General features: G+C 71.3%; 11 protein-coding genes. 6 read left to right on the forward strand and 5 right to left on the reverse strand.

The features are described 5' to 3' along the window. Positions 1-25 precede the first annotated feature (25 nt). The 3 genes from ACFWP5_RS18375 to ACFWP5_RS18385 all read right to left on the reverse strand — a co-directional run bounded on the left by ACFWP5_RS18375 (position 26) and on the right by ACFWP5_RS18385 (position 5,688). Positions 26-1,513, reverse strand: coding sequence for a DUF5719 family protein (locus ACFWP5_RS18375; RefSeq protein ID WP_384156975.1), 1,488 nt, complete (start codon positions 1,511-1,513; stop codon positions 26-28). Beyond that, a complete protein-coding gene (locus ACFWP5_RS18380) occupies positions 1,510-5,238 on the reverse strand; it encodes a glycosyltransferase (RefSeq protein ID WP_384156978.1) in 3,729 nt (1,242 codons plus the stop codon). Before ACFWP5_RS18380 ends, ACFWP5_RS18375 begins: the two co-directional genes overlap by 4 nt. Positions 5,239-5,424: 186 nt before the next feature. Beyond that, entirely contained in the window at positions 5,425-5,688 is a 264-nt protein-coding gene (locus ACFWP5_RS18385) for a WhiB family transcriptional regulator (RefSeq protein ID WP_003975777.1), read from the reverse strand. Positions 5,689-6,295: 607 nt separating this feature from the next. On the opposite strand from ACFWP5_RS18385, the gene ACFWP5_RS18390 reads away from it, so the two are divergent. From ACFWP5_RS18390 to ACFWP5_RS18405, 4 genes are all read left to right on the forward strand, one after another. Next, on the forward strand, positions 6,296-6,805 hold the full coding sequence (locus ACFWP5_RS18390) for a cysteine dioxygenase (protein ID WP_384156981.1): 510 nt from the start codon (positions 6,296-6,298) through the stop codon (positions 6,803-6,805). Positions 6,806-6,883: 78 nt separating this feature from the next. Continuing rightward, on the forward strand, positions 6,884-7,843 hold the full coding sequence (cofD, locus tag ACFWP5_RS18395) for a 2-phospho-L-lactate transferase (protein WP_384156984.1): 960 nt from the start codon (positions 6,884-6,886) through the stop codon (positions 7,841-7,843). Next, a complete protein-coding gene (locus ACFWP5_RS18400; protein ID WP_384156987.1) occupies positions 7,840-9,153 on the forward strand; it encodes a coenzyme F420-0:L-glutamate ligase in 1,314 nt (437 codons plus the stop codon). Before cofD ends, ACFWP5_RS18400 begins: the two co-directional genes overlap by 4 nt. A 162-nt stretch (positions 9,154-9,315) precedes the next feature. Further along, positions 9,316-10,320, forward strand: a complete 1,005-nt coding sequence (locus ACFWP5_RS18405; RefSeq protein WP_384156990.1) for a DNA-3-methyladenine glycosylase family protein — start codon at positions 9,316-9,318, stop codon at positions 10,318-10,320. 242 nt (positions 10,321-10,562) lie between these two features. Here ACFWP5_RS18405 and ACFWP5_RS18410 read toward each other — a convergent pair whose 3' ends face one another. Both ACFWP5_RS18410 and ACFWP5_RS18415 read right to left on the reverse strand, forming a co-directional pair. Beyond that, a complete protein-coding gene (locus ACFWP5_RS18410) occupies positions 10,563-11,645 on the reverse strand; it encodes a sugar phosphate nucleotidyltransferase (protein WP_384156993.1) in 1,083 nt (360 codons plus the stop codon). A 104-nt stretch (positions 11,646-11,749) separates the two neighbouring features. Continuing rightward, entirely contained in the window at positions 11,750-13,123 is a 1,374-nt protein-coding gene (locus ACFWP5_RS18415) for a peptidoglycan recognition protein (RefSeq protein WP_384156996.1), read from the reverse strand. Between the two features lie 138 nt (positions 13,124-13,261). On the opposite strand from ACFWP5_RS18415, the gene ACFWP5_RS18420 reads away from it, so the two are divergent. Both ACFWP5_RS18420 and ACFWP5_RS18425 read left to right on the forward strand, forming a co-directional pair. Continuing rightward, positions 13,262-13,999 (forward strand): TIGR03089 family protein, encoded by a 738-nt coding sequence (locus tag ACFWP5_RS18420; RefSeq protein WP_384156999.1) that lies wholly within the window; start codon positions 13,262-13,264, stop codon positions 13,997-13,999. Between the two features lie 212 nt (positions 14,000-14,211). Further along, entirely contained in the window at positions 14,212-15,396 is a 1,185-nt protein-coding gene (locus ACFWP5_RS18425) for an LCP family protein (protein ID WP_384157002.1), read from the forward strand. Positions 15,397-15,535: the final 139 nt, after the last annotated feature.

The following is a 15,535-nucleotide window of genomic DNA, read 5'->3' on the forward strand; positions in this document are numbered from 1 at the left end:
CTCCCCGCGCGCGTGCCGCGGACCGCTACTTCTGGAGCACCGACAGGTCCTCGTCCGTCTGCGGTACCGACACCGTTCCCCGGTCGTCGGGCAGCGTCTGGATCGTGAAGCCCGGTACGCCCTCCTCGGTCGCCGACAGGGTCCGGGCCGCGTACACCGGGCCGCCCGACTGCGGTTCGACCGTCAGCGCGTAGGTGCCCTTCAGGCCGCCGGGGACCGGGAGTTCGACGTCCTCGGTGGTGCCGGCCTTGATCGTGTACGTCTTCGAGACGGGCGTGCCGCCGCCGCTGCCCGCGGACGCGGTGACCTTGACCGTGGCGGTGCGGGTGGGGGCGACCAGGGACAGGGTGGAGCCCTTGGCGCTGTTGTCGGCGGACGTCGCGCGCGTGCCGACCTGGCCGGTCGCGGGGATGAACGCCGTCTCCTGCTTGCTGCCCTTGCCCCGTACGACCTTCAGCGCGGCGACGATCGGCACGGACTGGTCGGTCGGCGTCAGGACCAGGGAGCCCGGGTCGCCGCGCGTGACGTCGCCCAGGTCGACGGCGGTCGTCATGCCCGCCTTCACGTGCACGGTCTCGTGCCCGGCCGGCGTGATCATCCCGGTGGGTGAGGACAGCCGCACCTTCAGGTCGGCGTCCGAGTCGCCCGGCGTGAAGGCGATCAGCCGCACCGAGGTGGCGTCCTTCGGGATACCCGGCATGACCAGGCTGCCCGCCGGGTCCGTGGAGGCGGCCAGCCAGTCGCCGCCGAGCTTGGCGTCGAGGGCCTGCACGGACGCGCCGACCCGGCCGCTGCGCACGCTCACGTGCACGGTCAGGTCGGTCTCCTGGCCGTCGGTGAGCGTGGACAGCAGGATCGGCTCACTGGCGTGCGGCTCGACCGTGATGCCCTCCCCCACCGTCGACTTGAGGTCGCCGTCCTTGCCGTAGAGCTCGATGTCGACGACAGCGGCGGAGTCGTCCGGGTTGGTGAGGTGCACGTAGTCGGTGCGGCCGGCGGAGGTGCTGGCGCCCGGGAACCAGAACTCGGTGTCCGGGGCGGTGCAGTTGACGCCCTGGAGGCCGCGTCCGTTGCCCGCGGCGACCTCGGTGGTCTCCTGAACGGCCCAGCCCGGCGCGTACTTGCCCTCGGCGGTGCCGAGCAGTGCGGGCGCGTCGGCGCCTGAGCTGTCGCCGGTGGCCGGGGTGCCGGGGTCCTTGGGTTCCAGGACGGGCTTGGCGGGCTTCTTCTTGCTGCTCGTGCCGTCGCCCGACTCCTCGGTGACGGACTGGAGTTCGGCCTTGCCGCTGCTGTCCGTGCCTGTCGTGACGGGCGTGAAGGACGTGTACGAGGTGTCGGCGAGGTCGGAGGTGCTGGGCGCCGGGCAGAGCAGGCTGGTGCGCTCCACGGGCAGCTGGGCGGCCGCCTTGGCGGTGCCGGCGCCGGACGCGGCCGGTGCCTTCATCTCGGCGAACCCGGTGACGGCGCCGAGCGCGACCACGCCGGCGAGGAGGGACAGGGTGGTGCGGTTCACTGCTGGCTCCCGTCGGGGCGCTCATCGCCGTGCGGTTGTTGCTGCTGGGCCGGGTCGTACGTCGGGTCGTAGGCGGGGTCGTAGTTCGGGTCGTAGCCCTGGTTCTGGTCGTAGCCCTGGTTCTGGTCGTGGCCCTGGTCGTACGTCGGGTCGTACGCCGGTGTCGGGGGCCGGCCGCCGTACGCGTACGGGTCGTACTGGCCGCCCTGGTAGGGGTCCGCCTGGTACGACTGGTCGTAAGTACCCGCCGGGTACTGCTCGTTGGTCTGGTACTGCTCGCCGCCGTAGGTGCCGTACTCGGCGCCCGCGTAGCTCGCCGTGTCCCACTCGCCGTAGGACTGCTGCTGCGGGATCGCGGCAACCCCCTCCTCCGAAGGAGGAGGCGTGGTGTCCGTGGCGAACGCGTCGAACTGCCCGGTGTCCGCGGGGTCGTCGGTCTGGTCGGTGGACTCGGCCTCCGCCTGGGCGCGCAGGCGGCGGGCCCTGCGGCCCTCGCCCGCGACCGCCTGGGCCGGGATCAGCTCCTCCTCGGGGAGGTCGTCGTCGATCTCACGGCGGCGGCCCGGGAGGGCGAGCACGACGAGGACGAGGGCGAGCGCGCCCTGTGTCCACAGCCAGGCGGTGTGCCCGATCGGGTCGTCATAGGTGACGTCCAACTTGCCGCCGGAGGCGGGGAGTTCGAAGCCCTGAGCCCAGCCGTCGACCGTGGTGCGGGTGAGGGGCCTGCCGTCCAGGGTGGCCGTCCAGCCCGCGGCGGCCGAGTCGGCGAGGCGCAGGACGCGGCCGGTGGCGCCGGACGGGATCGTGGTGTGGACGTCGACGGGTCCGGCGGCGACGGGCTTCGGGGCTGCGGAGCCGGTGACGACGGCCGCGCGGGAGACCTGCGCGTCCACCCGCCACAGGGCGCTGCCGTCGGCCTGGCTGAGCCTGCTGAGGCCGGGGGTGGCGTCCAGGACGCGGCTGACCTCGCGGGGCGCGCCCTTGTGGACGAGGACGTAGCGCACGGCGAAGCCGCCGAGTTCGTCGGCCTGGTCGGCGCCGGAGCCGGCGACGAGGTTGGCGACGACCTTGTCGAGCTTGGTGTTCTCGCCGTCCGCCGCGGCGAACTCGCCGTCTCCCATGCGGGCGCCGGAGCCGCGCACCAGCATGTAGCCGACGTGGGCGGCGGAGTCGCTGTCGAGGACGAGGGTGCGGGCCTGGTCCTGGGTGCCGCTCTCCTCGGCGACGAACGCGGGCACCTGGGTCGGGTCGTGGCGCTCCAGGGGGCCGTCGGCGCCGCGGATCATCCAGCCGGCGGCGACGAGCAGCGGGCCCGCTGCCGAGGCGAAGGCGATCAGCACGGCCACCGGCTGGCGCCAGCCGAAGCTCTGCTCGGCCACACGCGCGCGTGCCCCGTCGGCGCCGAGCGCGGCGGCGGCGAGGAGGGCGAGGCCGTAGACGAGGGTCGCGGGGCCCGCCCAGGTGGAGCTGTTGGACAGGACGGCGAAGACGAGGCCCACGAGGGCGACGCCCCAGGCCGTCCAGATTCCGAACTGACGGTCGCCGCGCAGCAGGGCGGCGAGCGCGGCCAGGACGATGCCGACGAGCATCAGGCCGCTGACCGTGCCGGGGCCGCCCGGGCTGGCGCCGAGCAGGTCGAGGGGGGACGCGGACCCGGAGCCGTACTCCAGACCGGCCTGCTGGAAGAAACCGAACGGGAGCAGGGTCAGCGACCAGGGCGCCAGGATCAGCAGCGGGGTGCCGTACTGGGCCAGGAAGCGCGGCCCGTAGCCGACGAGGTCGCTGCGGCGCACGGCCAGCAGCGCGACGCCGAGGAGCAGCGTGATGGGCCAGATGATCGGCGTGAAGGCCGTGGTGATCGTCAGGAGCAGGGCGTACGCCCAGGTGGCGCGCCAGCTGCCGCGGGCCCCGGAGGTGTGGGTGAGGCCGCTGGCCGCGATGCCCGCACGGGCCATCAGCGGGAGCAGTACGGCGAGCACTGCGGTGCCGATGCGGCCGCCCGCGAGGGCGCCGGTGGCGGCGGGCAGGAAGGCGTAGACGACGGCCGCCCACGCGCGCAGCAGGCGCGACTCGACGAGCGGGCGGGACGCGAAGTAGGCGGTGAACCCGGCCAGCGGGACCGAGGCGACCAGCAGGACCGTGACCGCGAAGCCGGTGGAGCCGAAGAGCAGCGAGGAGAGCATCGCGACGAGCGCGAGGTACGGCGGCGCGGACGGGGTGCCGCCGACGCCCACCGGGTGCCAGGAGTCCAGGAAGCGGGACCACAGCTCGCCGGAGTCGCCCGGGACGGGCAGCAGCGCGCCGCCCGTGAGCGCGCCACTGGCGAGCAGGCCGCGGCAGGCCACGAGGGAGACGAGCAGCAGCACCAGGAACAGCACCGGGCCCGGCTTGCGGGCGATGCGCTTCACGCGCGCGAACTGTTCGATCTCCAGGAAGTCCGCGTCGTCGCCACCGGGTCCGGACTCGACGGCGCCGCCGTGCCGGCCGGCTCCGGAGGTGATCTCGGGGTCGGAGGTGTCGACGAAGCTTCCGGCGAACTGTTCGAAGGTGGCCCGCACGGTCGCGCCGGGCGGCGGGAACAGCGGCCGCAGTTCGGCCTTGTCGATCTGGGCGCCGGCGCGCCTGCGCCGTCCGGCGAGGATCCGCTCGGGGCGCAGCAGGGTCCCCAGGAGGCCGCGGATCTCGTCGAGTGCCTGTCCGGGGACCTTGCCGACGAGGTTGGCGACGGTCCGCAGCAGTGTGCCGACGACGACCCTGAAGAGGACCCAGGGCAGCACGGCCGTACGGCTGTTGACGAGCAGGGTGTAGACGGCGCCGGCCTTGTCGACCTTGTGCGGGGAGGCGACGGTGCGGCCCGCGCAGTCGACGGCGCGGCGCTCGCGGGAGGCCGCCTCGGCGTGCCGTACGACCGCCTCGGGGGCGACCAGGACGCGGTGTCCGGCGGCGGTGGCGCGCCAGCACAGGTCGACGTCGTCGCGCATCAGGGGCAGCCGGCGGTCGAAGCCGCCGAGTTCGTCGAAGACGTCGCGCCGGACGAGCATGCCGGCGGTGGACACGGACAGCACGGGCCGTACGTGGTCGTGCTGTCCCTGGTCCTGCTCACGGCGGTCGAGGCCGGTCCAGCGACGGCCGGAGTGGGCGATGGTGACGCCGACCTCCAGCAGCTGCCGCCGGTCGTACCAGCCGCGCAGTTTGGGGCCTACGACGGCCACGTCGTCGCGGCCCAGTTCGTACTCCTGGTCCACGACCCGCAGCAGCTGCGCCAGGGCGTCGGGTTCCGGGGCGGAGTCGTCGTGCAGCAGCCACAGCCACTGGACGGGTTCGCCGTGCGGGAGCTCCGGCAGGTCGTAGGCGTCGTCGCGCCACGTGCGCGTGACGGGGTCCCAGCCGCTGGGGCGCTTCAGGTACGGCAGCTCGTCCGGGGTCAGCAGGGGTGCGGTGCGGTTGGCCTCCTCGACGGCCTGGCCGAAGCCGGTGCGCCGGGCGAGGTGGAGCACGCGGTCGGCGCCGAGGGCGTCGGTGACCAGCTGGGCGGAGTCGTCCGCGCTGCCGGTGTCGGCGGCCATGACGCTCTGCACGGGGCGCTCCTGGCCGAGCAGCCCGGCGAGCGCGTCGGGCAGCCAGCGGGCGCCGTCGTGGGAGACGAGCACCGCTGTCACCACGTGACGCGGGAACTCAGGAGTGGCAGCGTCGTGTTGGGCTGCCGTGTGGCTGTGCACGGACATCGAGGTACGGGCCCCGGTTCGATGGACTGCGGTGGACGCCCGTGTCCCGAGGGGACTGCGGTACGTCTCGGACGAGCGCCCACACTATCGGCTGGGCATGACGACGGCCCGCCGCCTGTGGACAACCCAGCTGCGACGGGCCGTTCAGTACGTCCCGAGGTATGTCCCGAGGTGTGCCGTCCGGCTTCAGACGGCGGCCTTCTTGAGCCGGCGGCGTTCCCGCTCGGAGAGGCCGCCCCAGATGCCGAAGCGTTCGTCGTTGGCGAGGGCGTATTCGAGGCATTCGGAGCGGACCTCACAGGCCAGGCAGACCTTCTTGGCCTCGCGGGTGGAGCCGCCCTTCTCGGGGAAGAAGGACTCGGGGTCGGTCTGGGCGCACAGCGCGCGCTCCTGCCAGCCGAGTTCCTCGTCCGCGTCGTCGACCAGCAGTTGCTGCACCAGCTCGGTCATGTGCGCCCCTCGTCCGTCTTTCGCGTCCCCGTGATGTGGCCGTTACCGATGTCGGCTGAACGACACGAGTGAAATTACAAGTGTGCTGCTCCGGGCGAGTCAAGCCGAGATCTGCTATTGGGCCCCTTATTCACTCTGCGGAACCAAGGGCTAGCGGAAAGTGTTCAAATCGGCCTAAACCTTGACAAGCAAAGGAGGCCCCCCGAGCGCCTCCTACCCCGAGACGGAGCCTGTACGGGGGAGGACGCCCAGGAGTTCGATCTCGTTCCACTGGGGTTTGTGCGTCCGGTTGTGCGCCATGTGTCCCGGTAGGCGCCTGAACAAACCTTTCACCTCGGAGATGAACCGGATGAGGTGAAACATGTCCCACATACCGGGCGTCGAGTTGACAGTGCGGGTGTGAACCGCTGTCCTTGTGGGCATGCTCGCGAACTCGGCACTCACCTCAACCCGCACCGCCGGGTCCCTCGGTGCTGCCCACGCTCGCCGCAGCTGTTGTTGCTGTTCCGGCTGTTGAGCCCCACGCGCTCCGGCCTTACTTGCTTGTCTGTCTGGTGACACCCAGCCCCCGCCGTTACTTCTTACGCCGAGGAACTCCCGCACCCCCATGAACAGCGACAGCGACCTCCAGATCGCCGGCGACATCCTCGAAGTCGCACACCTCCTCCAGCCTCCGCGCGAACACCCGGCCACGGTGGCCGAGTTCGTCGGCCTGGCGCGCTCCGTCGCGGCCGACCGCGCTCAGTGGGAGCACCTAGTCGAGTACGACGCGACGACCCGCTGGTACCACCGGCTGCGCACCGGCCCCGGCTACGAGGTGTGGCTGCTGTCCTGGGTGCCCGGACAGGGCAGCGGGCTGCACGACCACGGCCGCTCCTCCGGTGTGCTGACCGTCCTGGACGGCTCCCTGACCGAGCGCACCGAACGGGGCACGCGCGCGTTGGGGGCGGGCGCGCAGCGGGTGTTCGCGCCGGGGTACGTCCACGAGGTCGTCAACGACACCCTCGAACCGGCCATAAGCCTGCACGTCTACTTCCCCGGCCTCACCGAGATGCCGATGCACACGGCCTGCGCGCGGCGCACCGGGTCCGAGCCGGTCGATGCCGTGACCGCCTGACGCGATGCGGTGACCGCCGGGCGCGCGATACGACGACTGCCCGCCGCGTTGTCAGACCCGCCTGCAAGACTTGCCCCCATGCGCATTGTGGTTCTGGCAGGCGGTATCGGTGGTGCCCGGTTCCTGCGCGGTCTCAAGCAGGCCGTGCCGGACGCGGACATCACGGTGATCGGCAACACGGGGGACGACATCCACCTCTTCGGGCTGAAGGTCTGCCCGGACCTCGACACGGTGATGTACACGCTCGGCGGCGGCATCAACGAGGAACAGGGCTGGGGTCGGGCCGACGAGACCTTCCACCTCAAGGAGGAGCTCGGGGCGTACGGGGTCGGGCCCGAGTGGTTCGGGCTCGGCGACCGGGACTTCGCGACGCACATCGTGCGGACGCAGATGATCGGCGCCGGGTTTCCGCTGAGCGCGGTCACCGAGGCGCTGTGCGACCGGTGGCAGCCGGGGGTGCGGCTGATCCCCATGACGGACGACCGCGTCGAGACGCATGTCGCCGTCGAGGTGGACGGCGAGCGCAAGGTGATCCACTTCCAGGAGTACTGGGTACGGCTGCGCGCGTCGGTGGCCGCCGAGGCGGTCGTGCCGGTCGGGGCCGAGCAGGCCAAGCCCGCGCCCGGGGTCCTGGAGGCGATCGCGGAGGCGGACGTCATCCTCTTCCCGCCGTCCAACCCGGTCGTCTCCGTCGGCACCATCCTCGCCGTGCCCGGCATCCGTGAGGCGATCGCCGAGGCCGGGGTGCCCGTGGTCGGCCTCTCCCCCATCGTCGGGGACGCGCCCGTGCGCGGGATGGCCGACAAGGTGCTCGCGGCGGTGGGCGTGGAGTCCACGGCCACGGCGGTGGCCGAGCACTACGGCTCGGGGCTGCTCGACGGCTGGCTCGTCGACACCGTGGACGCCGCCGCCGTACCGGATGTCGAGGCGGCCGGCATCCGCTGCCGGGCCGTACCGCTGATGATGACCGACACCGAGGCGACCGCGCGGATGGCGCGGGAGGCGCTGGCGTTGGCGGAGGAGGTGCGGGCGGTATGAGCGGAGTGGCACCGGTGGAGGGTTACCGGGTCTGGGCCGTGCCCGGGATGCCCGAGGTGGCGGCCGGAGACGATCTGGCCAAGCTGATCGCCGCGGCCGAGCCCGGGCTCGTCGACGGGGACGTCCTGCTGGTCACCTCGAAGATCGTGTCCAAGGCGGAGGGGCGGATCGTCGAGGCGACCGACCGGGAGGCCGCGATCGACGCCGAGACCGTACGGGTCGTGGCGCGGCGCGGAGCCCTGCGGATCGTGGAGAACCGGCAGGGGCTGATCATGGCCGCCGCCGGTGTAGACGCCTCCAACACCCCTGCCGGGACCGTGCTGTTGCTGCCCGAGGACTCGGACGCGTCCGCGCGCGCGATCCGCGACGGGCTGCGGGACGCGCTCGGCGTCAACGTCGGCGTCCTCGTCACCGACACCTTCGGACGACCGTGGCGCACGGGGCTCACGGACGTCGCGATCGGCGCCGCCGGGGTGCGCGTACTGGACGATCTGCGCGGAGGCACGGACGCGTACGGCAATCCGCTCAGCGCGACGGTCGTGGCGACGGCCGACGAACTGGCCGCCGCCGGTGATCTCGTCAAGGGAAAGGCCGCCGGGCTGCCCGTCGCCGTCGTGCGCGGGCTGCCGCATGTGGTGACCGGGGACTACGGAGTGGGGGCGCGGGCCATGGTGCGGGGCGGGCGCGACGACATGTTCCGGCTGGGGACGTCGGAGGCGGTACGGGAGGCGGTGACCCAGCGTCGTACTGTGCGGGCCTTCACGGACGAGGCGGTCGATCCCGGTGCCGTACGACGGGCCGTGGCCGCGGCCGTGACCGCGCCGGCGCCGCATCACACGACGCCGTGGCGGTTCGTGCTGCTGGAGTCCCCCGAGTCCCGGACTTCGCTGCTGGACGCGATGCGGGACGCGTGGATCGCGGATCTACGGCGGGACGGCAAGTCGGAGGAGTCCGTCGCGAAGCGGGTGCGGCGCGGGGACGTGTTGCGTGGGGCGCCGTATCTCGTGGTGCCGTGTCTCGTCATGGACGGGTCGCACACGTACGGGGACGCGCGGCGGGACGCGGCCGAGCGGGAGATGTTCGTGGTGGCCGCGGGGGCCGGCGTTCAGAACTTCCTGGTGGCCCTTGCCGGGGAGCGGCTGGGGTCGGCGTGGGTGTCGTCGACGATGTTCTGCCGGGATGTCGTGCGGGGGGTGTTGGGGCTGCCGGTGGGGTGGGATCCGATGGGGGCGGTTGCTGTGGGGCATGCGGCGGGGGAACCGGCCGCGCGAGCTGAGAGGGATGCGGAGGCGTTTGTCGAGGTGCGCTGAATCGCCGTCGGGGCTGTACCGGTTCGCGGGTGCGGGTCGTTTGTGGCTGGGCGCGTCCGCGCGGCAGAGCCGCACATTGGCACAGCCCCGCGCCCCTGAGGGGCGCTACCGCCTAGGCTCGTGACACTCTTCAGGCCTCTCACATCACCCTGGAATCTCACTGTGGCCGGACGTTTTTCTCCTCGGCCCACTCGTACGACTGTGCGGGGCGGGGATGTCGTCGTGCCCGGGGGTGTGCCTCGGCAGGCTTCGCAGGCAGCGGGACGGGTGCGGAGCTGGGTGCCGGACGGGACGCTTGATCTCGGGCTGGTGCTCGGGCCGTTGCGGCGGGGGCCCGGGGATCCCACGTTTCGCGCTACGGCTGACGGGTCCGTGTGGCGGGCCAGTCTCACGCCTGTCGGGCCGGGGACCTTGCGGGTGTCCGCTCACGGGGGTGAGGTGCGCGGGGAGGCCTGGGGGCCGGGGGCTGAGTGGTTGTTGGAGCGGTTGCCTGACCTGCTTGGCGCCGCTGATGATCCTGAGGCGTTTGTGCCTCGGCATCGGCTTCTGGCGGTGGCTCAGCATCGGCGGCCTGGGTTGCGGTTGACGCGGACCGGGCTGGTGCTGGAGTCGTTGATTCCGTCGGTGTTGGAGCAGAAGGTGACGACCGACGAGGCGTATCGGGCCTGGCGGTTGTTGGTGCGGAAGTTCGGGGTGCCGGCGCCTGGGCCTGTGGGCGGGCGGATGTGGGTGATGCCGGCGCCGCGTGCGTGGGCGTTGATTCCGTCGTGGGAGTGGCATCGGGCCGGGGTCGACGACAAGCGGGCTTCTACGATTCTGCGTGCCGTACGGGTTGCTGCGCGGCTGGAGCAGGCGGTGGCGATGTCCGCGGAGGATGCGCGGGCTCGGCTGGAGGTTGTGCCGGGGGTGGGGGTGTGGACGTCCGCGGAGACTGTGCAGCGGAGTCATGGGGCGGCGGATGCGGTGACCGTGGGGGATCTGCATCTGCCGGGGATCGTGGGGTGGGCGTTGGCCGGGGACCGGGACGCGGATGACTCGGTGATGTTGTCGTTGCTGGAGCCGTACGCGGGGCAGCGGCATCGGGCGGCTCGGTTGATTCTGCTGAGCGGACGTACGCCGGATAGGCGGGCGCCGAAGATGCCGCGGGGTGACATCGGAAAGCTGTGAGGTTGCCGGGGTTCCGCTCGCCGTCCCTGGGGTCTCCGCCCCCAGACCCCCAGGCCTATGCCCACCCACTACCCGACTCTGTGGGCTCAGAAGTGGACCGTCGACTGACTCGGTAGGCCGGGAGGTGCACCGGCGCTCGACTCGGTAGACCTAGACGTCGGCCTCTGACCGACTCGGTGGGCTCAGAGGTGGGCCAACGGTCGCCCACCCCCATCGCCCTGTCCCCCCTTAGTGATCCGACCTTACTGATCCGAAGAAAACCGAACCGCCCCCGCCGGAATCCGCGCATCGCACCACACCCGCATGCCGTCGCGGAGTTCATTGTCCGCGCCGATGATCGCGCCGTCTCCGATGACTGTGCCGGTGAGGACGGAGCGTTCGCCCACTCGGGCTCGGGTGCCGATGAGGGAGTCGGTGATGACGGCGCCCGGTTCGATGACCGCGCCCGGCAGGATCGTCGAACCGAAGACCCTCGCGCCCTCCGCCACGAACGCGCCCTCGCCCACCACCGTGCCGCCCGTCAACTTGGCGTCGGGGGCCACTCGCGCCGTAGGAAGGACCAGGCGGTCGCCGCAGCGGCCGGGGATCGCGGGGGACGGGGCTCGGCCCAGGACCAGGTCCGCCGAGCCTCGGACGAAGGCGGCCGGCGTGCCTAGGTCCAGCCAGTATGTCGAGTCCACCAGGCCCTGGAGGTGGGCTCCCGCAGCCAGCAGGTCCGGGAACGTTTCGCGTTCCACCGAGACCGGGCGGCCCGCCGGGATCGTGTCGATGATCGAGCGGCGGAAGACGTACGCGCCCGCGTTGATCTGGTCGGTGACGATCTCCTCGGGGGTCTGTGGTTTCTCCAGGAAGGCCAGGACTCGGCCCGTCTCGTCGGTAGGGACGAGGCCGTAGGCGCGGGGGTCCGTCACCTTGGTGAGGTGGAGGGAGACGTCCGCGCCCGTTGTCTCGTGGGTGTGGACCAGGGCCCTGATGTCCAGGCCCGTCAGGATGTCGCCGTTGAAGATCAGGACCGGGTCGTCGGGACCCGAGTGGAGGCGCGAGGCCACGTTGCGGATCGCGCCGCCCGTGCCGAGGGGCTCGTCCTCCGTGACGTACTCGATGTGGAGGCCGAGGGACGAACCGTCACCGAAGTGCGGTTCGAACACCTCCGCCAGATAGGAAGTGGCCAGGACGATGTGGTCCACGCCCGCCGCTCTCGCTCTCGCCAGCTGATGCGTGAGGAACGGCACCCCCGCCGCCCTGACCATCGGCTTCGGGGTGTGCACCGTGAGCGGGCGCAACCGGGTGCCCTTGCCGCCGACCAGGAGGATCGCTTCTGTCACCTGTCGTCTCTGCTTCCTGCCGGGACCGGCCGAACTGTTTTTTCGGCCGGCCAGTGTATGCAGACCGCAGACCCTTCCCCGGCCCCCCTGTCGGTCCGCCCCGGTCAGCGGCCCTGGTACCGGGCCGACGTGGAGCGGGCCGAGCCGAGCTTGCCGTAGAGCTGCCGTCCTGGGCAGTCCGTGGCGAACCCGTCCCGATGGCCGGAGATCACATTGAGTCGTACGTTCTTTCCCTTTCGGTAGAGATTGCCACCAGCGGACTTCAGGTATGTCTTGCCGCGCGGATTGACCCCGTAGAGGCCGAGCTTCCATGCGGTGAGCTTGGCGATGGCGGTCACTGCCGCCGAGGACGGTTTGGCGCTGCCGAAGGTTCCGAGGACCGCGATCCCCATGCTGTTGGTGTTGAAACCGAGGGTGTGGGCGCCCATGACCGCCTTCGCGACTCCCCCGGCGCGGCCCTCGTAGATGGTCCCGCACTTGTCGACGAGGAAGTTGTAGCCGATGTCACGCCAGCCACTGCTCCTGACGTGGTAGCGGTAGATACCGCGAATGACTGAAGGCGCTTGCGAGCAGCGGTAGTTGTTGCCGGTGGCGGTGTGGTGCACGAAGGCCGCCTTGACCTTCTTCGTGTACACGAACCCCTTCTCCCGCAGCTTCTCGTCGGCACCCCAGCCGCGCCGGGTGACGATGCGCGGCCGCGGCCCGATGTACGGCTTGGCCCGCACCGGCCCGCTGCCGCGCAGGGTCGGCAGTTCGCGTTCGGTGGCCTGCTTGCTCAGTGCCGGGATCTCGGCGGCGCCCAGCGGGACCAGGTCGGTGTTGGTCGCCGACGCCGCGGCCGTCTCGGCGGTGAGGGGTACGGCGGCGCGGTCCGTGGCCGCGCGGGCGCCGGAGGTTGAGGGTTCCGCGCCTGGGTCCACGAGTTCCAGGTGCAGGCCGGCCGGGAGTTGGGACTGCTGCGCTTCCACGGCTTCCGCGACCCGCCTGTTCTCCGCGGTCGCTCTCATGCGTACGTCCACTCCGTCCGAGTCGCCCACCCACAGCGGGGCCGTGGAGCCGTGGACGTGGCCGGAGGTGCGTTCGGCGGTGCCGGGGTCGGCGCCGTGGTCCTCGTTGTGGGTGTCGATGTCCTGCCAGCCGGACCACTTACCGGTGCCGGTGGCCCGGGTGCGGACCTGGACCTGGCCGTGCAGTTCGGTGTCGGGGTCGGCCCAGGTGACGCCGACAAGGGAGAACCGGTGTACGTCGTCGCGGGTGAGGCCCTGTTCGGGGGCCGCGCCCAGGGTGCGGTCGCGGGTACGGGGGGTGAGGGGCAGCGACTGGGTGCTGCCGGGGAGGTCCGGTGCGGCGGCCGCCGACGCGGTTCTCGCGCCGCTCGCCGGCAGCGCCGCCGGTGCCGCGGACGCGGGCAGGGTGAGCGGGAGGGCCAGTGCGGCCGCGCAGGTGACGCCGATCGAGGAAGCAAGGAATCCACGCATGCCCCTGATTCTGAACATAGCCATACATATCCGCCCATCCGGGAATTGACGGACCGTCGGCTGCCGTTCGTCCGAACCGGTGGTCCGGCGCCGGACGCGGGGGCGTGCGGCGGCGGGCGCCCGCGTACGCTTGCGCGGGTGAACGCCACCGATCGCACCCCTGCCGACCTGCTGCGTTCCGCGCTCGCCGCGGATCCCGGCCGCCCCCTGGTGACCTTCTACGACGATGCCACGGGTGAACGTGTCGAATTGTCCGTGGCCACCTTCGCCAATTGGGTGGCCAAGACCGCGAATCTGCTTCAGGGGGATCTCGGTGCGGGGCCCGGTGATCGGGTCGCGGTGTTGTTGCCGGCGCACTGGCAGACGGCGGTGTGGTTGCTGGCGTGTTCGTCCGTGGGGGTGGTCGCGGATGTCGGGGGTGACCCCGCACGGGCCGATGTGGTCGTGAGTGGGCCGGAGTCGTTGGAGGCGGCGCGTGCCTGTGGCGGGGAGCGGGTTGCTCTTGCCTTGCGGCCGCTCGGGGGGCGGTTTCCGCAGACTCCGGCCGGGTTTGCCGACTATGCCGTTGAGGTGCCGAGTCAGGGGGATCGGTTCGTGGCGTTCTCGCCGGTGGATCCCGAGGAGCCTGCGCTGGTCGTGGGTGGGGCGGAGTTGACCGGGGTGCAGGTTGTGGAGCGGGCTCGGGCCGGCGGAGATGCGGGGGCTCGGGTGTTGTCGGGGCTGTCGTACGACACGTGGGAGGGGTTGAGCGCGGGGTTGTATGCGCCGCTTGCCTCCGGGGGGTCCGTGGTCCTGTGTCGGAATGTGGCGGAATTGAGCGAGGAATCGTTGGCCAAGCGGGTTGAGAGTGAGCGGGTGACTGTTTCGCGCCTCTGAAGGGGGTGCGGACGCTCGTATGGCGGGTGCGGGCCCGGTGGGGGCTGGTCGCGCCCACGCGGCGGAGCCGCACATCGATACAGCCCCGCGCCCCTGGAGGCATCACAGTCACCCGAATGGGTCGCTAACCCCCGCCTCCCCACCCCATCCGCGCCATGGTCGTAGGAGCAGAACCACGCGCTCGTACTCGGCCATGAGGGGTGGAACCGCACGTGTTCGACGACACCGTGGGAGGCGTTCTCGGGCCGGGTGCGGGGGCTTCCGCGTCCGGGGTCGGGCTCGTACGTCGGCGGCGTCGGCGGTGGGTGCGGTGGGTCGGGGCCGGGGTCGCCGTGATCGTCGTAGGGGCCGCCGGGGTCGGATGGGGCGTCTACGCCAAGCTCGACTCGAACATCACGCCGGACAACGCCGCCGCCGCCGAACTCGCCCGGTACGACAAGGAGCGGCCGACCGCGCTGGTGAAGGGGGCGCAGAACATTCTGCTGATCGGGTCCGACTCGCGGTCGGGGGACGGGAACGCGGAGTACGGGCGGGACTCGGGGACCGAGCGGTCGGACACGACGATCCTGTTGCATCTGGCGGCCGACCGGCGCAGTGCCACCGCCGTGTCGTTGCCGCGGGACCTGATGGTGGACGTACCGGGGTGTCTGCGGCCGGACGGGACACGGAGCGAGCCGATGTTCGCGATGTTCAACTACGCGTTCCAGGTGGGGGGTTCGGGGTGCACGATCCGGACCGTGGAGAAGCTGACGAACGTACGGATCGACCATCACATGGTGGTGGATTTCCATGGGTTCAAGGACATGGTCGACGCTGTGGACGGGGTGCAGGTCTGTCTCAGAGCTCCCATCCGCGACAAGGCCGCCAAGTTGAGGCTGCCCGCGGGGCGCGTCACGCTCGACGGGGAGCAGGCGCTCGGGTATGTGCGGGCCCGGAAGTCGCTCGGGAACGGCAGCGACACCGACCGGATGGACCGTCAGCAGGGGTTCCTGGGGGCGCTCGTCAACAAGGTGCGGAGTGACGACGTGCTGTTCAATCCGGTGAAGCTGTATCCCGTGCTGGACGCGGCCACCTCGTCGCTGACCACCGATCCGGAACTGGCGAATCTGCGTGGTCTGTACGAACTCGTGCGCGGATTGCGGAACATCCCCACCGAACATGTGCAATTCCTCACCGTTCCGCGGGAGTCGTACGTCTACAACGCGAATCGCGACCAGCTTGTGGAGCCCGAGGCCGAAAAGCTGTTCGCCCGGCTTAGGGCGGACGCGACCGTCGCGGTGACGCGGGAAGTTCCGCGGGGTTCCGCCGCAAACGCCCTTAATACGACGCCGGGTTCGGGAGCCACACCCGCGCCGACGTTTCGCGGGAACACGGCCGCCGAGGACACCTGCGGGTAAAGCGATCGCCAGGCAGACGAACTACTGTTCCGAAAAATAGGACGGATTGACCGGTTGTAGGGACGTGGAATTTGTCACCACAGTCACTTGCCGCTCAACTGGACGGATAGTGTGAGCGACCCGGTGTGCTTGCGCACCG

This window comes from Streptomyces sp. NPDC058469 (assembly GCF_042721125.1).
GTDB lineage: Bacteria > Actinomycetota > Actinomycetes > Streptomycetales > Streptomycetaceae > Streptomyces.